The sequence below is a fragment of the Citrobacter sp. wls619 genome (assembly GCF_005281345.1).
Classification (GTDB): domain Bacteria; phylum Pseudomonadota; class Gammaproteobacteria; order Enterobacterales; family Enterobacteriaceae; genus Citrobacter.
In genome coordinates, this window is record NZ_SZXJ01000035.1 from 106,067 (window position 1) to 126,381 (window position 20,315).

At 52.1% G+C, this 20,315-nt stretch carries 16 protein-coding genes; 9 read left to right on the forward strand and 7 right to left on the reverse strand.

From position 1 onward, the window contains the following. Nucleotides 1–52 precede the first annotated feature (52 nt). On the forward strand, nucleotides 53–895 hold the full coding sequence (locus FDX19_RS06090; RefSeq protein WP_137382019.1) for a 23S rRNA (adenine(2030)-N(6))-methyltransferase RlmJ: 843 nt from the start codon (nucleotides 53–55) through the stop codon (nucleotides 893–895). Nucleotides 896–999: 104 nt separating this feature from the next. Further along, on the forward strand, nucleotides 1,000–2,352 hold the full coding sequence (gene gorA, locus FDX19_RS06095; protein ID WP_137382020.1) for a glutathione-disulfide reductase: 1,353 nt from the start codon (nucleotides 1,000–1,002) through the stop codon (nucleotides 2,350–2,352). 96 nt (nucleotides 2,353–2,448) lie between these two features. On the opposite strand, the gene FDX19_RS06100 is transcribed toward gorA, so the two are convergent. Beyond that, a complete protein-coding gene (locus tag FDX19_RS06100) occupies nucleotides 2,449–3,612 on the reverse strand; it encodes a mandelate racemase/muconate lactonizing enzyme family protein (protein ID WP_137382021.1) in 1,164 nt (387 codons plus the stop codon). Between the two features lie 183 nt (nucleotides 3,613–3,795). Here FDX19_RS06100 and FDX19_RS06105 point away from each other — a divergent pair, with 183 nt between their 5' ends. Then, nucleotides 3,796–4,722, forward strand: coding sequence for a LysR family transcriptional regulator (locus FDX19_RS06105; RefSeq protein WP_137382022.1), 927 nt, complete (start codon nucleotides 3,796–3,798; stop codon nucleotides 4,720–4,722). A gap of 65 nt (nucleotides 4,723–4,787) precedes the next feature. Here the strand turns inward: FDX19_RS06105 and FDX19_RS06110 are convergent, their stop codons facing one another. Continuing rightward, nucleotides 4,788–6,182: a cytochrome-c peroxidase gene (locus FDX19_RS06110; RefSeq protein ID WP_137382023.1), complete on the reverse strand. Its 1,395-nt coding sequence runs from the start codon at nucleotides 6,180–6,182 to the stop codon at nucleotides 4,788–4,790. Between the two features lie 426 nt (nucleotides 6,183–6,608). Between FDX19_RS06110 and FDX19_RS06115 the strand changes: the two genes are divergently transcribed. Beyond that, nucleotides 6,609–8,258 (forward strand): alpha,alpha-trehalase, encoded by a 1,650-nt coding sequence (locus FDX19_RS06115; protein ID WP_137382024.1) that lies wholly within the window; start codon nucleotides 6,609–6,611, stop codon nucleotides 8,256–8,258. 38 nt (nucleotides 8,259–8,296) lie between these two features. Here FDX19_RS06115 and FDX19_RS06120 read toward each other — a convergent pair whose 3' ends face one another. Beyond that, nucleotides 8,297–9,886, reverse strand: coding sequence for an STY4199 family HEPN domain-containing protein (locus FDX19_RS06120; protein ID WP_137382025.1), 1,590 nt, complete (start codon nucleotides 9,884–9,886; stop codon nucleotides 8,297–8,299). Between the two features lie 411 nt (nucleotides 9,887–10,297). Between FDX19_RS06120 and FDX19_RS06125 the strand changes: the two genes are divergently transcribed. Next, entirely contained in the window at nucleotides 10,298–10,648 is a 351-nt protein-coding gene (locus tag FDX19_RS06125) for a lysozyme (protein ID WP_137382198.1), read from the forward strand. A gap of 18 nt (nucleotides 10,649–10,666) precedes the next feature. Here the strand turns inward: FDX19_RS06125 and FDX19_RS06130 are convergent, their stop codons facing one another. Further along, nucleotides 10,667–11,269: a response regulator transcription factor gene (locus FDX19_RS06130; RefSeq protein ID WP_137382199.1), complete on the reverse strand. Its 603-nt coding sequence runs from the start codon at nucleotides 11,267–11,269 to the stop codon at nucleotides 10,667–10,669. Nucleotides 11,270–11,638: 369 nt separating this feature from the next. Beyond that, the gene (locus FDX19_RS06135; protein ID WP_137382026.1) at nucleotides 11,639–12,397 is read right to left on the reverse strand and encodes an SDR family NAD(P)-dependent oxidoreductase; all 759 of its coding nucleotides are present in this window, start codon (nucleotides 12,395–12,397) and stop codon (nucleotides 11,639–11,641) included. A gap of 119 nt (nucleotides 12,398–12,516) precedes the next feature. Here FDX19_RS06135 and FDX19_RS06140 point away from each other — a divergent pair, with 119 nt between their 5' ends. The 3 genes from FDX19_RS06140 to FDX19_RS06150 all read left to right on the forward strand — a co-directional run bounded on the left by FDX19_RS06140 (nucleotide 12,517) and on the right by FDX19_RS06150 (nucleotide 16,108). Then, nucleotides 12,517–13,416, forward strand: a complete 900-nt coding sequence (locus tag FDX19_RS06140; RefSeq protein WP_137382027.1) for a LysR family transcriptional regulator — start codon at nucleotides 12,517–12,519, stop codon at nucleotides 13,414–13,416. 70 nt (nucleotides 13,417–13,486) lie between these two features. After that, the gene (yhjD, locus tag FDX19_RS06145) at nucleotides 13,487–14,485 is read left to right on the forward strand and encodes an inner membrane protein YhjD (RefSeq protein ID WP_137382028.1); all 999 of its coding nucleotides are present in this window, start codon (nucleotides 13,487–13,489) and stop codon (nucleotides 14,483–14,485) included. 300 nt (nucleotides 14,486–14,785) lie between these two features. Next, nucleotides 14,786–16,108: an MFS transporter gene (locus FDX19_RS06150; protein ID WP_137382029.1), complete on the forward strand. Its 1,323-nt coding sequence runs from the start codon at nucleotides 14,786–14,788 to the stop codon at nucleotides 16,106–16,108. An 82-nt stretch (nucleotides 16,109–16,190) separates the two neighbouring features. Here FDX19_RS06150 and FDX19_RS06155 read toward each other — a convergent pair whose 3' ends face one another. Both FDX19_RS06155 and pdeH read right to left on the reverse strand, forming a co-directional pair. Beyond that, nucleotides 16,191–18,251 (reverse strand): AsmA family protein, encoded by a 2,061-nt coding sequence (locus FDX19_RS06155; RefSeq protein WP_137382030.1) that lies wholly within the window; start codon nucleotides 18,249–18,251, stop codon nucleotides 16,191–16,193. 77 nt (nucleotides 18,252–18,328) lie between these two features. Beyond that, complete coding sequence (gene pdeH / locus FDX19_RS06160; RefSeq protein ID WP_137382031.1) at nucleotides 18,329–19,096, reverse strand: cyclic-guanylate-specific phosphodiesterase; 768 nt, start codon at nucleotides 19,094–19,096, stop codon at nucleotides 18,329–18,331. A 227-nt stretch (nucleotides 19,097–19,323) separates the two neighbouring features. Between pdeH and FDX19_RS06165 the strand changes: the two genes are divergently transcribed. Next, on the forward strand, nucleotides 19,324–20,253 hold the full coding sequence (locus tag FDX19_RS06165; protein WP_137382032.1) for a sugar kinase: 930 nt from the start codon (nucleotides 19,324–19,326) through the stop codon (nucleotides 20,251–20,253). Nucleotides 20,254–20,315 lie beyond the last annotated feature (62 nt).

The following is a 20,315-nucleotide window of genomic DNA, read 5'->3' on the forward strand; positions in this document are numbered from 1 at the left end:
CGATCTGCTGTAAACTGTGGCAAATCGTCATTTCAGCGGAATTTCATTACCCATGCTCAGTTATCGCCACAGTTATCACGCAGGCAACCACGCCGACGTCCTTAAACACACCGTTCAGAGCCTGATCATTGAATCGCTCAAAGAGAAAGAAAAACCGTTTCTCTATCTGGACACCCATGCCGGCGCTGGCCGTTATCAGCTGAGCAGTGAACATGCCGAACGTACCGGTGAATATCTGGAAGGCATCGCCCGTATCTGGCAGCAGGACGATTTGCCTGCCGAACTGGAACCCTATATTTCTGTCGTGCAGCATTTCAACCGGAGTGGTCAGCTGCGCTACTACCCGGGTTCTCCGCTGATTGCCCGCCAGTTATTGCGTGAGCAGGACAGCCTGCAATTGACAGAACTGCACCCGAGCGATTTTCCGCTACTGCGTTCCGAGTTCCAGAAAGACGAACGTGCGCGCGTCGCTAAAGCCGACGGCTACCAGCAGTTAAAAGCAAAATTACCGCCGGTTTCCCGTCGTGGATTGATCCTTATCGATCCCCCGTACGAAATTAAATCCGACTATCAGGCCGTCGTCACCGGCATCAGCGAAGGTTACAAACGTTTCGCGACCGGTACCTATGCACTGTGGTATCCGGTAGTCCTGCGTCAGCAAATCAAACGTATGATTCATGATCTGGAAGACACCGGCATTCGTCGCATCCTGCAAATTGAGCTGGCGGTACGCCCGGACAGCGATCAGCGCGGCATGACGGCGTCCGGCATGATTGTGATTAACCCGCCGTGGAAGCTGGAACAGCAGATGAACAACGTCCTGCCGTGGCTACACAGCAAACTGGTTCCGGCAGGAACCGGGCACACTTCCGTCAGCTGGATCGTGCCGGAGTAATTGCAGCCATCGGTGGAACCTTTTAATTTCAGGTATACAATCGCGAATATTTTGGCGGATGGCATAACGCTTCTCCGCCCTACAATGAACATGAAGGAGCGGTCATGACCAAGCACTATGATTACATCGCTATCGGCGGCGGCAGCGGCGGTATTGCCTCCATTAACCGTGCGGCAATGTACGGCCAGAAATGCGCACTGATTGAAGCCAAAGAGCTGGGCGGCACCTGCGTCAACGTTGGCTGCGTACCGAAGAAAGTGATGTGGCATGCCGCGCAGATCCGCGAAGCTATTCATATGTATGGCCCGGATTATGGTTTCGACACCACTATCAATAAGTTCGACTGGGATAAACTGATCGCCAGCCGTACCGCCTATATCGATCGCATCCATACCTCGTACGATAACGTGTTGGGTAAAAATAACGTCGATGTTATTAAAGGCTTTGCCCGCTTCGTTGATGCTAAAACCATTGAAGTGAACGGCGAAACGATCACTGCCGATCATATTTTAATTGCCACCGGCGGTCGCCCGAGCCATCCGAACATTCCGGGTGTGGAATACGGTATCGACTCCGACGGTTTCTTTGAGCTGCCAGCACTGCCGAAACGCGTGGCCGTTGTTGGCGCAGGCTATATCGCCGTTGAGCTGGCGGGCGTCATTAACGGTCTGGGCGCGCAAACGCATCTCTTTGTGCGTAAACACGCGCCGCTGCGTAGCTTTGACCCGATGATTGTCGACACGCTGGTTGAAGTGATGAACACTGAAGGCCCGACCCTGCATACTCACGCGATTCCAAAAGCCGTGGTTAAAAATGCAGACGGCAGCCTGACTCTGCAACTGGAAGACGGCCGTAGCGAAACGGTAGATTGCCTGATCTGGGCAATTGGTCGTGAACCTGCCACCGACAACTTCAACCTGGCAGCAACGGGCGTGAAAACCAACGAAAAAGGCTACATCGTCGTTGATAAATACCAGAACACCAGCGTGCCGGGTATTTATGCGGTCGGCGATAATACCGGTGCCGTTGAGCTGACGCCGGTGGCGGTTGCCGCAGGCCGTCGTCTGTCCGAACGTCTGTTTAATAACAAGCCGGACGAGCATCTGGACTACAGCAACATTCCAACCGTGGTCTTCAGCCATCCGCCAATTGGTACTGTAGGGTTAACCGAGCAGCAGGCGCGCGAACAGCACGGTGATGATCAGGTAAAAGTGTATAAATCATCGTTTACCGCGATGTATACCGCTGTTACCACACACCGTCAGCCATGCCGCATGAAGCTGGTCTGCGTTGGACCAGAAGAGAAGATTGTCGGTATTCACGGCATCGGCTTTGGCATGGACGAAATGCTGCAAGGCTTCGCGGTAGCACTGAAAATGGGCGCAACCAAGAAAGATTTCGACAATACCGTAGCGATCCACCCAACTGCGGCTGAAGAATTCGTCACCATGCGTTAAGCGCACACGTGTAGAAAGATTGCGATCGCGATTCACTACACGCTCAAACAACGCCCCTCCGGCAACCAGAGGGGCGTTACATCATCTCAGCCAGCGCTATTCAGCCAACGCACGCATCTCTTTAATCAGGTCTGATTTCCCCTCAAAACCAATGCCCGGCAGTTCAGGCATGACAATATGACCGTCCTCCACCGTCACAGAATCCGGGAAACCGCCGTACGGCTGGAACAAGTCCGGGTAACTTTCATTGCCGCCCAGGCCAAGACCCGCCGCAATGTTCAGCGACATCTGGTGGCCGCCATGGGGTATGCAGCGTGATGGAGACCAGCCAAACTGCGCAAGGACATCCAGCGTGCGCAGGTATTCGACCAGACCGTAGGAAAGCGCACAGTCAAATTGCAGGTAATCGCGATCCGGGCGCATGCCGCCATAACGCAGCAGGTTACGCGCATCCTGATGCGAAAAGAGGTTCTCACCGGTCGCCATTGAGCCTGGGTAAAACTCTGACAGCGCAGCCTGCAAGGAATAATCCAGCGGGTCGCCCGCCTCTTCATACCAGAACAACGGGTATTCACGCAGCATTTTGGCGTAGGCAATACTGGTTTCCAGATCAAAGCGACCATTGGCGTCGACGGCCAGGCGTGCTTCATCGCCAATTTCCGCGAGGACCGCGTCAATTCGGCGGCGGTCTTCATCGAGCGATGCCCCGCCGATTTTCATTTTAACCACGTTATAGCCGCGATTCAGGTAGCCTCGCATTTCCTGACGCAACGCGCTCAGGTCTTTACCCGGATAATAGTAACCGCCCGCTGCGTAAACAAAGACGCGCGGGTTGGCCTCAACGCCCTTCATCTCAGCCAGCAGACGGAACAACGGCTTGTTGGCAATTTTGGCGACGGCATCCCAAATAGCCATATCCAGCGTGCCGACGGCGACCGAACGTTCGCCATGTCCCCCCGGTTTCTCGTTACTCATCATGACATCCCAGATTTTATGCGGATCCAGGTTATCACCTTTGGCATTCAGCAGGCTTTCCGGGTCTGCGTCCAGAATGCGGTTACGAAAGCGCTCGCGGATCAATCCCCCCTGACCATAACGACCATTAGAGTTAAATCCGTATCCCACAACCCGGCGTCCCGCTATTTCAACATCCGTCACAACAGCCACCAGGCTGGTTGTCATCTTGCTAAAATCGATATAGGCGTTACGAATAGGGGAAGCGATGGGTTTAGTTATTTCTACAACATCGAGGATACGCATGTTTTCTCCGGCGGGTTCTTAGTCAGTTGTGCTCGCACTTACGCGCCTGTAAAAAGTGATATCTCATGCCGGTTTATTATTGGCATAATGCACGCAGGCAGTATTTAAGGACGCCATCGTCCTGTCTTTTTCCATCTTAAGCAGTGCTCATCTGCTGATCTAATGCCAAAGAGGCTGGCTGTAATGCAAAATCGGCATCACCTGGAACTCACCTGGCTTGAAGACTGCATTGCGCTGGCGCAGTCACTCAATTTCTCCCGGGCAGCCGCTTCCCGATATGTGACGCAGCCCGCATTCAGCCGACGTATCGTCTCTCTGGAAGAGTGGCTTGGAACGCCGATTTTTGAACGCAACCGCCGTGGCGTCAGCCTGACTCGTGCAGGGGAAGTGTTCGTCGCTCAGGTGCCCGAACTGATCCGCGCGCTTTACACCCTGAGAAATGAAACTATTGAAGCAGCAGGAAATACCCGACCAGATGTTATTTTCTCTGCAACACACTCCCTGTCGTTCTCCTTTTTTCCGGCGCTGATGCGTAATAACGAAAAAATCGCCCGTTTCGGCTCATTTCGCCTGCTATCAGATACCCTCAGCGCCTGTGAACGGATGATTGAAAAAGGGGATGCGCAGTTTCTGCTGTGTTATTACCACCCTCACATGCACATCAACCTTGATCGGACGAAATATCTCAGCGTCCGCCTTGGACGAGAAACATTATTACCCTACTCAAAATGCGCTCCCGGCTCTTCTCAGCCGCTCTGGCAGGCAACGGGGGGCAAGAAATTTCCGTTTCTCTCCTTCTCTGCAGAATCCGGTTTGGGGAGGATCCTCTCGAACACGTCTCCGGTGAATCATGCCCGACGCGGTATGGACATCGCCTTCACCGCCGATCTGGCCGCCACGCTGCTGGCAATGGTCAAAGCCGGGGACGGCATTGCCTGGCTGCCGGAAAGCCTGGCGGCTCCGGACGTTCAGGCCGGGACCATCGCCGTTGCGGCCCCGCAACAGAGTGGATTGTGGGTACCCATTGATATCAGACTGTTTCGACCTGCGGCCAGGATGTCCAGGGCAGTGGAAGAATTGTGGGAAATATTCGTGGCTGAGCAGATATAACCGACGGCCAGGTAAAGGAAAATTATCCAGCCTGCAAAACGTATCAGGCTGGACAGGGGGAATGATTATTTACCCTGCATATATGGCGTATACACCCCGTTAAGACTTTCGAGGAACGCCACAATATCGTCGATATCTTCCTGCGGCAGTTCCTTACCCACCTGATAACGCAGCATCAGTTTCACTGCGCCATCGAGCGTCGGTACATCGCCACGATGGAAATAAGGTGCAGTTAGCGCAACGTTACGCAGACCCGGTACTTTCTGACGCAGCTTGTCACGTAATTCATTCGTCACGTTCATCCGGCCAATATCTGCCGCGGTGACTTCGCCAAAATTAAAGTCCTTTTTCAGCCCCAGGGGCTCAAATGAGCGTCCGCCTAAAATAATACCGCCATGACAGGTCGCACACTTATTATCTTTAAACAACTGATAGCCCTGTTTTTGCTGGGCAGTTAACGCCGTTTCATCGCCACGTAACCACTTATCAAATGGCGAATTTGGCGTAATGAGCGTTTTCTCAAACTCAGCAATCGCGTCAGTAATATTGTCACCACTGAATCCCTGCGGATAAACCGCGATAAATTGTTGCTTCAGAAGCGGATCTTTATCCAGTTTCTGGATAATTTCATCCCAGGATTTAGACGCCATTTCAATGGGATTTAACGGCGGGCCACCGGCCTGCGCCTGCAGCGTCGGCGCACGCCCATCCCAGAATTGCTCCACGTTAAACACCGAGTTAAAGACCGTCGGCGCATTAATTGGTCCAACGGCTCCCCCCACGCCGATTGACGTTTTTCTGCCATCCACGCCGCCCGCATTCAGAGCATGGCAGTGCGCACAAGAAATCGTGCTATCGCCGGAAATCCGTGGATCATGATAGAGCGAGAAACCGAGCGCCACTTTACGGGCATCTGTCGGGATACTTTCCGGTATCGGTTGAACCGGTTCGTTGCGATGTTGAGCTGCCGTATCACTGCTGGCGTAGTACTGCTCGCGTTGTTTTGCAATCCAGCCAAGAATCTCTTTGCGCTCAGCATCACTAACCTTACCGGCCCAGTGCAGCGCGGTATAACGCGTTGGCGGCATAGTATCGTACTGCATCACCCATTCAATTTTATTCAGATCGCTTTGCGAAACGGGTTTATCCGCGACCAGTGCCGCACGCACGGCTTCAAGATTGAAGGATTTATATCCCAGTTGAATATCGTAATTCATCAACTGTTTAGCGACAGGAAAAGAAGAATAGAAAGGTAATTCCGCTGAAGGGGTATGACAATAATCGCATCCTTTTTCGCGTAAAAAACCTAATACTTTATTATTTTCTTCCAGCGTAGAAGCCTGAACATCAGCTTGTTTACTACGTTGATTATCGTGATACCACACATAACCGGATAATCCAAAATAACAAATCACGATGCCTGCTATAGCCATCGCGGTAAGACGGGTAATGATTTTCATTATTTTACCCTCACCGTTGTGAGTTATTGTGACCCAGAAAATTAGAATAATTAATGCACAGTCTTTGTCAGACCTGACCATCATAGGAAATGGGGGGATTACTTTTTTGATAAGTATCAATCAATTACATGGGCGGGAACTATCGATAGAATAGCCTGCGCCTATTATAAGAATGAACCGTTACCAGGTTCTATTCACACCTCGTTGCAATCGAATGTTCTGAAAATGAATTAGTTTTAGATTGTGAATAATTATAAATTTCTCATTGTTATCATTGGGATAGTTTTATTTCTTTATTATTGATAAGCATAAAAACGTGATCGACCGCACGCTTTACTCACCCGGCACCGAAGCGAATGTCTACGCTTAACAGACGACCAGGCAATAGCCTTAGCATTTCAACCGTTACCGGAGGTCTTTCTCATTATGCTCAACCAGAAACTACCCCACGCCTCTTCAGAAGAACTGACGATCGACGTCGATCTACTTTATGAAATGGATCCGTGCGAGTTAAAGCTGGATGACATGATTGAGGCGGAGCCTGAACCGGAAATGATTGAGGGGCTTCCCGCCTCGGACGCGTTAACCCCCGCCGATCGTTACCTCGAACTGTTCGAGCACGTCCAGTCATCCAAACTGTTTGCTGATAGCAAAACCTTTCCCGACTGCGCACCCAAAATGGACCCGCTGGATATTTTGATTCGCTATCGTAAAGTCAAACGACACCGGGACTTTGACCTGCAACGCTTTGTCGCGAACCATTTCTGGCTGCCGGAAACCCCCACCAGCGAATATGTTTCCGACCCTGAAAGCTCGCTGAAAGAGCATATTGATCAACTGTGGCCAGTGCTGACTCGCGAGCCGCAGGATCATATTCCCTGGTCTTCGCTGCTGGCGCTACCGCAGTCATACATCGTGCCGGGCGGGCGCTTTAGCGAAACTTACTATTGGGATTCCTACTTCACCATGCTGGGGCTCGCGGAGAGTGGCCGGGAGGACTTACTGAAATGTATGGCAGATAACTTTGCCTGGATGATCGAAAACTATGGTCACATCCCGAACGGTAACCGTACCTACTATCTGAGTCGCTCCCAGCCACCGGTCTTTGCGCTCATGGTCGAACTGTTCGAAGAGGATGGCGTACGCGGTGCGCGTCGTTATCTTGATCATCTTAAAATGGAGTACGCGTTCTGGATGGATGGCGCCGACTCGCTGGTGCTTAATCAGGCGTACCGCCACGTGATCAGAATGCCGGACGGTTCTCTGCTCAACCGCTATTGGGACGATCGTGATACCCCGCGCGATGAGTCCTGGCTTGAAGACGTAGAAACGGCAAAGCATTCAGGCCGACCACCTAATGAGGTTTATCGGGATCTGCGTGCGGGTGCGGCCTCCGGCTGGGATTACTCATCACGTTGGTTGCGCGATGCCGGTCGCCTCGCCAGCATCCGCACTACCCAGTTCATCCCGATTGATCTGAACGCGTTCCTCTACAAACTGGAAAGTACGATTGCGAACATTTCTGCATTAAAAGGAGAGCGAGATACCGAAGCGCTGTTTCGCCAGAAAGCCAGCGACCGCCGTGCCGCCGTGAACCGCTATTTGTGGGACGACGAAAATGGCTGCTACCGCGATTACGACTGGCGACGTGAGCAAATGGCTCTCTTCTCTGCTGCCAGCATCGTTCCGTTGTATGTCGGCATGGCGACCCACGAACAAGCTGACCGACTCGCCAACGCGGTACGCAGTCGCTTACTCACCCCAGGCGGCATTTTAGCGACCGAGTATGAAACCGGCGAACAGTGGGATAAACCCAACGGTTGGGCACCGCTGCAGTGGATGGCGATTCAGGGATTTAAACTGTATGGCGATGACCATCTCGGTGATGAAATCGCCCGTAACTGGCTGAAAACGGTTAATATTTTTTATCAGGAACACCACAAGCTAATCGAAAAATACCATATCGCTGACGGCACGCCGCGCGAGGGCGGCGGTGGGGAATATCCGTTGCAGGACGGATTTGGCTGGACGAATGGCGTGGTGCGCCGATTAATCGGTTTGTACGGTGAACCGTAAATGTCTGACGGCCTGATGCCACGAAATGCATCGGCCCGTTAGTTAATGGCATCGTACAGCGCGGTGTGGATTTTCTGCCATTTCTTGTTCTCTGCATTGGGATCTGCACGCACACGCAGTTGGGCCTGTTCCACATCATACTGCTGACGAGCAACGACCTCCGGTGTCGAGCAGAAACTGTGTAGGTAGCTTTTATGCAGTGACGTCAGCGATGCGCCATTCGACATGGCATGGCTGAGCGTACTCATAAACTGCTGGCAGGGTTTAGCCTCATCCATCTGTGAGGGATAGCGCAGCAGCAGCTTCAGAACTGCAGTGTTCCCCGCGGAAAATGCCTGCTCCGTCCACGCCAGCTTCCAGTCCATACCGCCTTGCAGGAACAGTGACGTGACGCGGGTATCGTTGCGATCGATAGCTGCCCGCATATTAAAGGTATCCCATGTAATGCCCATTCGGGTCACCGATTCTCGTGCGGAAGGCGCATCACGCCGCGGCTCCTCCTGTACTATCTCAACAGCTTGCCCTGAAGATGCTTGCGGCGCAGGTGCATTGAATAGCCAGAAAGCACCCAGCGAGACTGCCAGAACCATGACACCGACCGCCACCCACAGCATGCCGGAAATCAGCTGTTCGCGCTCTTCGGCCGTGCGCTGCGCTCGCTTTTCAGGAGGATCGATACTGTCGGCAATTTCCTTTTTATCACCCCCAGCCTGCTCGTCTTTTTGCCTTGCCGTTTCCCAGAATTGACGCACCGTCGACTCATCAGATTCCAGATACGATGCAGGATTGATACGCGTTCGACGCTCTTCAAACGCCCGCTGCACAGAGTGCGTAATTTGTTGGTACTGGTAATTTAACAGCATCAGCTGTACTGACGTCAGCGGTTGCTGAGCAATGATAGCGTTTCGCGCCAGTCGGCAATCATCCAGAAACATTCGCAGCGTTAAGCGCGGTTCGACAAACAGCATCAACACTGACGTATCATTAAAAATCTGCGTAAAGTGGCGAACAAATAGCTTCTTATCGACCACCATTAACGCCAGTTCGCTAAACAACATGCCGTCCAGCGCATCACGCCCTTCGCCCAGCTTTAACCAACGACGCAAGCGTTCGGCGCCAAAGTGCTGCTTCAGGAAACTGTTTAGCGGATGCTGATCTGGCCATACCCGTGCAACGAGGGCTTTGAGCGTTAATTCTATTGCGCGAAGCTGACGCTGCGCCCGCATCTGCGCATCCGGCCCTCCGATTTCGATATCGGTTTGATAGTTCAGGAGCGGCTGTTGTTGGCGTAATTGCTCCAGTGCGGCCACAAAACGCAGCGCGGAAATCAGCTGGTTTTCACTGACATCCTGACCGCTTTCATACTGAGGCACACTCTGTTGAAGATGGCGTAAACGCAACGTGAACTGGCTGAGTTGCGCATCATTCATCTGCAAGCGTCTGGCGACAGCCCCCCAACCGCCCAGATTCAGTCGGGCCTGATCGAGTTGCTCCAGAAACCAGCGCGGATCTTTGCCCTCGGCCACATGGACGCCTAACAGCAGCAAAATTTCCACCGACGCCTGACGGATGATCCCCAAACAATGTTCGAATGGCGCACATGTCGCCTGTAACGCGCTATTGGTCATTATCTTCCCTAAAAGAGCCCAGAAAGGTGCGGCCTCACGATGTATTCGTTATCTTTTTATAAACGTGGTACTGCGCAGAATTGCGCCGCAGCACACTAGAACACATTCATATAACAAATAAATGTGTTTTGCAGTGACAACGGCAAAATCATTGAAATTAATTCTGGAGATAAACCCGTGTCTGTGTTGAAAACAGCGCGACCGCCTCACAATGACGGAGAGTGACTGGCTATGTCTGGTGATTCGCAATAGCATATCGGGAAAAGTGCCTGAGATGACAGGATGTTCAGCCGGTAAAAACGTGAGTGCCGCCCCTTAAGTCGTAAGGCGTTTATGGCCAAAAATGGCCATATGGCAACTACATCTGCTGATAATTATCTTTATACTGTTTTTCTTTTAAGAGAAATCATTATGCCGCATTTCGCCGCTCATTTTACCTCCGCTGGTATTGCATTTATCAAGCAATGGCAGGGCCTGTCGCTGGAAAAGTATCAGGATAAAAATGGTGTATGGGTCATTGGCTACGGGCATGAAATTACACCCGATGAAACCTTTGTTACCCCCATTTCAATGGCGCAAGCAGAGGCTCTGCTGCTCGCGGATATGGATATCTGCAAAGCATTAATACGCACAAATAAACCTCAGCTTAACGACCCGTTTCAACAAGAGGTCTTTATTGCGTGGATGCTAAGTATTGGGATAACGCGCTTTTGTCACGCAGAAATGTGGTCAGTTAATATTTCACAGCCAGATAGCGTCTGACCGTGAAATAAATATCAATTATAGAAATTCATTTAACATCATTGCCGCCTGAGTACGGTTTTTAACTTCCAGACGCTGATAAAGTGACTCAAGGTGGGCTTTTACCGTTCCGGTACTGATATTTAACAGCCGACCAATTTGTTTATTTGACTCACCAGCCGCCAGCATGGTCAGGATCTCTCGCTGGCGGGCGCTTAATGTTTTTATATTTTGCCTGCTGCTATCGTTTGTCGCTAAGTGATCCCTGGGAAGAAACATCATGCCCATCGCAACGCTGTTAAGCGCCAGAGTAAAGGTTTCAGCATCAGAGTCACGTGGCACAATGGCCAGCACGTTTAATTGCGTCACATCCTGCAGCCATTTCTTACTGCAATCAGTGGCTGAGATCAGCACCTTCACCGTTGAAAAAGAGTGTGCAATCTGTTGCAGCAAGCTGCAGCAAAACTCACCGTCAAGATCACCGTCCAGCATGAGTAGCGCATCCGGGGTGTTTTCCAGTTTTTGCCAAAGGTCATCTGCCTGACTGACACCCTGAACATTCACTCCTGGAATTTGTTGCTGTAAACTTACATTCATTCCATGAATAAATATTGACTGCCTGTCAAACATTATTACCTGCATTATTAACTCTCCGTCTAAAAAAATAGTAGCCTTGAGACGCGAAAGGGTATTCTTCACGAGGAAAAATAAGAACTCACCATTTGGCGGGGGTCATTCTACCGATAAGCGAAGAATAAAGAAGCAAGAGTTATGAATAGTTACAGCTCAAGAAAAAGGATTACACAAAGCGGGCAGAACAGGATAGATTTCTGAGACATTCCTCATTTATCGAGGGTCAGAATCCCTTACTTAATATTAATTTTCAGAGAATACATTTTTAGCTGAAAATAAGACATCCTGAACAAATAATAAATATGTTACAAACTACAATATAGCATTAAGTGCTCATTCAACAGCTACCGCAGCCTGTTGAATAAGCACGTTGCCGCGTTACAGGAACATCCCGCCAGATATCTCAATACGCTGTGCAGTCATCCAGGCGAGTTCATCGCTGAGCAACGCGGCGATGGCATCACCGATATCATCCGGTAGCCCGACGCGTCCCAGCGCCGTTTGCGAGGCAATATACGCATTCAGTTGCGCGTTATCACGCACATTCCCACCGCCAAAATCAGTTTCAATCGCGCCCGGCGCAATAATATTTGCCGTAATACCACGTTCCCCCAACTCTTTAGCCTGATAGCGGGTGAGCACTTCCATCGCCCCTTTCATGGCGGCATAGGCGCTGTAGCCCGGTAGAGCAAAACGCGCCAGACCGGTCGAGACATTGAGGATCCTTCCCCCCTTGTTCATCAGCGGAAGAAGACTCTGCGTCAGGAAAAATGGCCCCTTAAACTGGATACTCAGCAGTTGGTCAAATTGCGCTTCGGTGAATGCAGAGTACGGCGCAGTAATGCCGATCCCGGCATTGTTCAATAAATAATCAAACCCTTCACTTTGCCACTGTGTCTTTACGGTGTGTTTCATCTGTTCAACGAAGGATGGGAAAGTTGAAATATCGCCGACATTTAACGGTAATGCCGCTGCTTTTCCACCAGATTGCCGAATTTCATCCACAACCTGCTGCGCCTCTTTTTCATTGCTGTTCCACGTCAGGACGATACCTATTCCTTTGTTCGCCAGCTTAAGTGCCGCGTTTTTACCAAGCCCGCGACCGCCACCGGTCACTAATGCGATACGTTGCGTCATAAGAAACCTCATTTCAGGTGTTGTGATGATTGAGACAAAGCTTATTAGGTGGTAGAAGAACAATAAATATCGCTAATTGCGCATTACTGTTTCATTTAGAACAACAATAGGGCATGGGAATGGATAAAATTCACGCAATGCAGTTGTTCATCCGCGTCGCAGAACTGGAGAGTTTTTCGCGTGCGGCAGACACCCTTGGACTTCCTAAAGGTAGCGTATCGCGCCAAATTCAGGGCCTGGAAAATCACCTGGGCACGCAGCTTCTGCACCGCACCACCCGGCGCGTTCAGCTGACGCAGGACGGCATGATCTATTACGAGCGTGCAAAAGATCTGTTGAGCAATCTGGATGAACTGGATGGGTTATTCCATCACGATCCAGCCAGTATCAGCGGTAAGCTGCGCGTCGATATGCCGGTTGGCGTGGCGAGAAATCTGGTCATGCCCCGCCTGCCCACCTTTTTGCATCAGTATCCGGGGCTGGAGCTTGAACTCAGCAGCAGTGACCGCCTGGTGGACTTAATTCGCGAGGGTTTCGACTGTGTCGTTCGCGTTGGCACATTGAAAGATTCGGGGTTGATTGCCCGACCGCTGGGGAAACTCACGCAGATTAACTGTGCCAGCCCACAGTATCTGGCCCGCTTTGGTTATCCGGAAAGCCTGGAGGATTTGGCCTCACATGCCGTGGTGCATTACTCAGTGAATTTGGGGACTCGCGCACAGGGTTTCGAGGTGGCTACAGACAATGGGACTGCATGGGTAAAAACGGGCGGCATGCTGACGGTGAACAGCACCGAAACCTATCATGCCGCATGCCTTGCCGGGCTGGGTATTATTCAGGTACCACGCGTCGGGGTGCGTGAAGCCCTTCGCGCCGGTACGCTGGTTGAAGTGCTGCCGCAATATCGGGCCGAGCCCATGCCCGTTTCTTTGCTGTATCCACACCGCCGTAACCTTTCCCGCCGGGTACATCTGTTCATGGAATGGTTGACCGCTGTGATGAAAGACTATGTGGATTAGCCCATTTTTCGGGAAGTGGGTCTGAGCGGCTATAATGTCATGAGTAAACAAAATAAGGACTACCGATCGGATGACGCAGGAACACGACGCAAAGCACCCTACGCCTGAACAACAGCAAACCACCACAACGCCGGTGAAAAACGCCAAAGCGAACCAGGCGCTGAAAACAGCCATAACCTTCGCAGACAAAGTTCAACGTCAACCTGTTATCGCCCACCTGATCCGCGCAGCTGAGCGTTTTAATGACCGAATGGGGAATCAGTTTGGCGCAGCCATCACGTACTTCTCGTTCCTGTCGATGATCCCTATCCTGATGGTGTCGTTTGCGGCGGCCGGTTTTATTCTCGCCTCACACCCCACGTTATTACAGGATATCTTCAGCAAAATATTGCTCAACGTTAGCGATCCGACGCTGGCCTCGACGCTGAAAAACACCATTAATACTGCCGTTCAGCAACGTACTACCGTGGGTCTGGTGGGGCTTGGCATCGCCCTCTACTCTGGGATCAACTGGATGGGAAACCTGCGTGAAGCGATTCGCGCGCAGTCGCGGGACGTCTGGGAACGCACACCGCAGGATCAGGAAAAAATATGGGTTAAATACCTGCGTGATTTTGTCTCATTGATTGGATTGCTGATTGCGCTGATCGTTACGCTATCAATTACCTCCATTGCCGGTTCTGCCCAGCAAATGATCATCTCGGCACTGTATCTCGACGGTATTGAATGGCTGAAACCCGCATGGCGGTTGATTGGCCTGGCGATCTCCATTTTTGCCAACTATTTGCTGTTCTTCTGGATTTTCTGGCGTCTGCCGCGCCATCGCCCGCGCAAGAGAGCGTTGATTCGTGGCACATTTATCGCCGCGCTGGGCTTTGAAGCGATCAAAATGATTATGACGTATACGCTACCATCGTTGGTGCAATCACCGTCGGGCGCAGCATTTGGCTCTGTACTTGGGCTGATGGCATTTTTCTATTTCTTCGCCCGTCTGACCTTGTTCTGTGCGGCCTGGATTGCTACCGCAGAATACAAAGATGACCCGCGCATGCCGGGGAAAACGCAATAGCCAAAGCCGGATGAGTGGTGAATTGCCGGATAAGCACAGCGCCATCCGGCAATTATAATGCCGCCTGTTCTCACCGATTTAGTGAATAAATCCAACCCGTAACTTTTATTTAACCAAAAACCAGTTTTATCATCCAAGTTTTAAATTGTGTGAAGCATTTCATAGAAGTGAAATCTCAAGCCTAAAAATTATCCCCTTTTTGATCCATTTTTGACCGACCTCAAAGTTTGTTACAGATTGAAATGTCTCTTTTGCTGTGCGTAATATGACCTTTCGTTCGGCCAAAAATAAGAAAATATTATGCAAGCAACCGCCACAACACTCGATAACGAACAGGAACACGCCCCGGTCAACTCGCGCAATAAAGTCGTCGTCGCTTCACTCATCGGCACTGCCATTGAGTTTTTCGACTTCTATATTTACGCGACCGCAGCGGTGATCGTGTTCCCCCACATCTTCTTCCCGCAGGGCGACCCCGCGGCGGCAACGCTACAGTCGCTGGCTACCTTTGCTATCGCCTTCGTGGCACGCCCGATCGGCTCTGCCGTATTCGGGCATTTCGGCGATCGTGTTGGACGTAAAGTCACGCTGGTTGCTTCACTGCTCACCATGGGGATTTCAACGGTCGTCATCGGTCTGCTGCCGGGTTATGAAACCATCGGCATTTTCGCCCCGTTGCTGCTGGCGCTGGCGCGTTTTGGCCAGGGTTTAGGCCTGGGAGGTGAATGGGGCGGTGCTGCACTGCTGGCGACGGAAAACGCACCACCGCGTAAACGCGCGCTGTACGGTTCATTCCCGCAGTTGGGTGCACCTATTGGTTTCTTTTTCGCTAACGGCACGTTCCTGTTGCTCTCCTGGCTGTTGACCGATGAGCAATTTATGAGCTGGGGATGGCGCGTACCGTTCATCTTCTCTGCCGTACTGGTCATTATCGGTCTGTACGTCCGTGTTTCGCTCCACGAATCGCCGGTATTTGCCAAAGTCGCCGCAGCGAAAAAGCAGGTAAAAATCCCGCTGGGCACTCTGCTGACAAAGCATGTTCGCGTGACCATCCTCGGCACGTTCATCATGCTGGCGACCTATACGCTGTTCTATATCATGACCGTCTACTCGATGACGTTCAGTACCGCCGCAGCGCCTGTAGGGCTTGGCCTACCGCGTAATGACGTGTTGTGGATGCTGATGATGGCGGTGATTGGCTTCGGCGTGATGGTGCCGGTGGCAGGTCTGCTGGCCGATGCGTTTGGTCGTCGCAAAAGCATGCTCATCATCACCACGCTTATCATTCTGTTTGCACTGTTTGCCTTTAAGCCGTTGCTGGGTTCCGGCAACCCGGTGCTGGTGTTCGCCTTCCTGTTGTTGGGCTTGAGCCTGATGGGGCTGACATTCGGCCCAATGGGGGCACTGCTGCCGGAGTTGTTCCCGACCGAAGTGCGCTACACGGGGGCATCATTCTCGTATAACGTCTCGTCGATTCTCGGTGCCTCAGTTGCCCCCTATATTGCCGCATGGCTGCAGGGGAACTACGGTCTGGCGGCGGTAGGAACCTATCTGGCATCAATGGCGGCGTTAACCCTGGTCGCCCTGCTGTTAACTCATGAGACACGGCATAAGTCATTGTGATTTTTTGCCGGATGGCGGTGTAACCCCTTCTCCGGTCTGGGTTGAGCATAAAATCCAGGCCGGATAAATATCCGGCCAGACATCACTGCTTCATCTGCGACAAAATCGTCCGGCACTGATTCGTTTCGTTTTCAGACGGAGAAATTAGCGCCAGCAGCGCCGCCGCTGGCGTAACCAGCGTTGCCAGCGCGGCAGCCACCGCACCGCGTGCAATCAACGGCCCTGCTTTTACCCCAGCCTGTGGGTTCTTAAATGTCCCGCGAACATACAGCGGTGAACGCAGGGTAATAATACGAATGCCTTTGCTCTCCGGGTCGATGGTTAAATCCAGTTGCTCAGACGCAAAGCTCGCCGTACCGGTGACATTAATGACCGCGTTTTCTGTGTCAAAGGCAAATATCTGCGGACGCGCCACACCGTTAACAATATCCAGATTCGCCGCCGCGCAGTTCACCCGTACTTCGTCATCACCGAATATTTGTCCGACGATATAGTTACCCAGATTCAGCCCAACGATCTCCATCAGATTGCGACTGACCAATCCATCATTCATCAACAGCTTCAGATTACCGTTGCTGTTACCCAGCAGCGCAGCCACTGAATTTCCGCTACCGCTCAACCTGGCATCACCGTTCATTTCACCGAGCGTTTTCTGCATCAGCGCCACATCCGGCATCAACGCTTTTAGCTTCAGCCGCCGCGCCTGAATATCCGCCTGCCCGCGCATCGGCTTTTTATCCCCTTCCAGATGGATGCTGGAAACAATGCTGCCTCCCGCGAGGCCAAATTTCAGTGGCTGCAGGCGCAGGTCAGCATTTTTCAGGAGGATATGGGTGGAGAGATCGCTTACCGGCAAGCGGCTACCGTGCTCAATCCGTTGCCCTTTGAAACGCACGTCAGCATCCATCACGTTCCATTTGTCGGTTTCAAAACGGTCATACGGCAAGACTTTGCCGGCGGGTTGCACGCTGGTCTCACCTTTGCGTCGTTCAGATTGTTTTGCCCGCTCGGCCCCTTTACCCGAATCAACGCCAATCAACGGTCCTAAATCCGCCAGTCGCAGTTGGCGTGATTCAACGTCGCCTTTTAGCATCGGGCGCGGCTTGCCGGTGGTATAGGTAAGCGTTCCGTGAATATCGCTATCGCCAATGCGACCATTAAAATGACGGTATTCAAAAAGAGAGGACTTTTCTGGATCGATTTTCGCCACCAGACGCCCGTCCGTTTCAAACGGTGGCGTATCCGGTAACAGCACACCGGTCAAATCGTATAAATCCCCGAGTGAATCCCCAGAGAATTTAAGCCGTAGATCGACACCGCCCATATTCATCGGGTCATTTATCGTGCCGCTAAATACCACGCGCGTGTTGCCCGAGCGAAAGTCAGCCTGTATCGGAAAAGGGGTACCTTCGCCGCGTAACGCCAGCATCCCGCCTATTTTTCCCGTTCCGGTTAGCGGTTCACCGTTGTAGCGGCCCTGGGCTTTCAGACCAAAAACGTAATCCTCAACGCTGGCGCTCCCTTCTTTGCTGTTGGTGCCTGTCACTTCGCTAAACGGTAGCGGCTTGCCTAATGGATCGACCAGGATCTCCAGCTCCGATTGCGTCACCCTATCGTTAACAGCAATACGCCCTTGATCGAACAGAATGTTGTCGAGGCGAAATGACCAGGCAGAGGGAGTGGCATCCGGATCGCGGTTTTTATCCCCAGCGAGCGTAAAGGTCCAGTTGTTGTTTTCCTCCGACAGCCGAATGAGCCGCGCATCGGGTTTCACCAGCTTGACCCACGGTAACCAGATGGTTTTTGTCAGCAGCGCCAACGGGGCAAGCGTCGCTTCAACACGGGGGAGATGTACCATTGTGACGTCGGGAATATCTGGCGGGTTGCCGAGGATAATATCGTCAGCATGGACATGCGGCCACGGAACCCAGCTGCGCCAGCCGGTTTCCTGCTTCTGGCGTTCCCAGACGACGCCCAGGTCACCGCGTATGGCGAATGGACGGTTGAGTTCAGTAGAGACTTTCTGGTTGATGGTCGGTTTGAGCCGGTTCCAGTCAAATGTCGCAATCACAATGATGAGCACGACGATCAGCAACAAGAAAATCCCTACTACAGATGTGGCTATTTTACTTGTTTTCGTCACGTTTACCTCCTGACTTCCTCCCTTGCCTGTCCTAAAGATAGTCCAGCAGGGCGAAAAAGAGGCGCGCTACATCCGCATCAAAGCGCCAGAATCACCTCTTCAAGGGTACTCAGCGGCACCGGACGAGAGAGGAAATAGCCCTGAGCAGCAAAAGCCGGTGAGTTTTGCACATCGCGCCACTCTTCCAGGGTTTCAACACCTTCGACAATCACGCCACGGCAATAGCGGTTCATAAGCTGGAGCAGCAAAGTGAAGAGGTTACGGCCTTCCGGCGTCTGACGCAGCATCACAAACAGATCCCGCGCCACTTTGATGTAGTCGTAGCTCACTTCGCTAAGGGCCGAGAAATTGGCCATCCCGGTACCAAAATCATCCAGCCAGAGCGGGCCGAACTCGCACATCGAGGCAAACGACGATCCCTTCGGCAAGCGGATATGCTCGACCAACTCAAAGCGTAGCCAGGGCAGGCATTCAATGATTTTCAGGATCTCGGGGTCCTGGCGCATCGCAATGAGCGTCGGGCCATCGACATTGACGGAGGCCAGCAGATCGTGGGCTCTGAAAAAATCACTTTTCAGTTCAAGTTGTTCAAGCTGCTCTTTCACTACCTCAACGCGATGCCGAACAGCCACTTCAGCAAAATAACGGTCTGGCGCAATGCGTTGAGAAGGGTTATCAGGATGGCTCACGACAGTTAGCAGCTCGACGGCCATCAGCCGACCATTAGTCTGGTAAATGGGCTGATAAGTGTAAGCACGCTCGCACTGCAGCCAATAGCGTCGCTCCTGCAAGCATTCGATACTCGCATCTGGCGTAATTAGCTGCTGGGTGACCTGCTTTATCATCTGAGGTGTCCTGTAAATAAGAGTGTGACTGACCGGACTCGTCAAAGGTTATCGGCGCTCAGGCGCAGAACTTTACGTTCAGCAGTACGCAAAATAAAAACAGCGGTAAAAACGACACAGAACACGTTCTGGCTCAAAAAAATAATGGAACGTTGTTTTAATATAGTTGACCACTTAACACCCACAGCGCACACTAACGCTAATTTTTTTCAGAGCAGGTTACGACTATGTCCAGGAAGATTGCCGTGATTGGCGAATGCATGATTGAGCTGTCACAGAAAGGCGCTGACGTTCAGCGCGGATTCGGTGGCGACACGTTGAATACATCCGTTTATATTGCCCGTCAGGTCGATTCTGCGGCCCTTTCCGTACATTACGTCACGGCGCTGGGCACTGACAGTTTCAGCCAGCAAATGCTGGAATCCTGGCAGGGCGAAAACGTCGATACGTCATTAACCCAGCGTATGGAAAACCGTCTGCCAGGTCTCTATTACATCGAGACTGACAGTACTGGCGAGCGCACCTTCTATTACTGGCGTAATGAAGCGGCGGCGAAATTCTGGCTGGAGAGCGAACAATCCGACGCCATTTGCAAAACGCTGGCGACATTCGACTACCTGTACCTGAGCGGAATCAGCCTGGCGATTTTAAGCCCGGCCAGCCGTGACAAACTGCTGTCGCTGCTGCGCGAGTGTCGTGCCAACGGCGGCAAGGTCATTTTTGACAACAACTACCGCCCGCGTCTGTGGAGCAGCAAAGAAGAAACTCAGCAGGTGTATCAGCAGATGCTGGAGTGCACCAATATTGCATTCCTGACGCTGGACGATGAAGACGCGCTGTGGGGTGAAAAACCCGTAGAGGACGTGATTGCCCGGACTCACGCAGCCGGCGTAAAGGAAGTGGTTGTGAAGCGCGGCGCAGACTCTTGCCTGGTGTCCATCGAGGGTGAAGGACTTATCGATGTACCGGCTGTAAAATTACCGAAAGAGAAAGTGATCGATACCACGGCGGCAGGAGACTCCTTCAGTGCCGGGTATCTGGCAGTGCGTTTAACCGGTGGCGATGCCGCTGAAGCAGCTAAACGCGGTCACCTGACGGCAAGCACCGTTATTCAGCATCGCGGGGCGATTATTCCACGCGACGCCATGCCGCAGTAACGTGTTGTTTTTGTAGGCCGGATAAGGCGTTAACACCGCATCCGGTATTGAGTAGGCCGGGG

Coding starts and splice junctions, on each gene's coding strand:
- FDX19_RS06090 (WP_137382019.1), top strand. CDS start 53: ATGCTCAGTTATCGCCACAGTTATCACGCAGGCAACCACGCCGACGTC.
- gorA (WP_137382020.1), top strand. CDS start 1,000: ATGACCAAGCACTATGATTACATCGCTATCGGCGGCGGCAGCGGCGGT.
- FDX19_RS06100 (WP_137382021.1), bottom strand. CDS start 3,612: ATGCGTATCCTCGATGTTGTAGAAATAACTAAACCCATCGCTTCCCCT.
- FDX19_RS06105 (WP_137382022.1), top strand. CDS start 3,796: ATGCAAAATCGGCATCACCTGGAACTCACCTGGCTTGAAGACTGCATT.
- FDX19_RS06110 (WP_137382023.1), bottom strand. CDS start 6,182: ATGAAAATCATTACCCGTCTTACCGCGATGGCTATAGCAGGCATCGTG.
- FDX19_RS06115 (WP_137382024.1), top strand. CDS start 6,609: ATGCTCAACCAGAAACTACCCCACGCCTCTTCAGAAGAACTGACGATC.
- FDX19_RS06120 (WP_137382025.1), bottom strand. CDS start 9,886: ATGACCAATAGCGCGTTACAGGCGACATGTGCGCCATTCGAACATTGT.
- FDX19_RS06125 (WP_137382198.1), top strand. CDS start 10,298: ATGCCGCATTTCGCCGCTCATTTTACCTCCGCTGGTATTGCATTTATC.
- FDX19_RS06130 (WP_137382199.1), bottom strand. CDS start 11,269: ATGCAGGTAATAATGTTTGACAGGCAGTCAATATTTATTCATGGAATG.
- FDX19_RS06135 (WP_137382026.1), bottom strand. CDS start 12,397: ATGACGCAACGTATCGCATTAGTGACCGGTGGCGGTCGCGGGCTTGGT.
- FDX19_RS06140 (WP_137382027.1), top strand. CDS start 12,517: ATGGATAAAATTCACGCAATGCAGTTGTTCATCCGCGTCGCAGAACTG.
- yhjD (WP_137382028.1), top strand. CDS start 13,487: ATGACGCAGGAACACGACGCAAAGCACCCTACGCCTGAACAACAGCAA.
- FDX19_RS06150 (WP_137382029.1), top strand. CDS start 14,786: ATGCAAGCAACCGCCACAACACTCGATAACGAACAGGAACACGCCCCG.
- pdeH (WP_137382031.1), bottom strand. CDS start 19,096: ATGATAAAGCAGGTCACCCAGCAGCTAATTACGCCAGATGCGAGTATC.
- FDX19_RS06165 (WP_137382032.1), top strand. CDS start 19,324: ATGTCCAGGAAGATTGCCGTGATTGGCGAATGCATGATTGAGCTGTCA.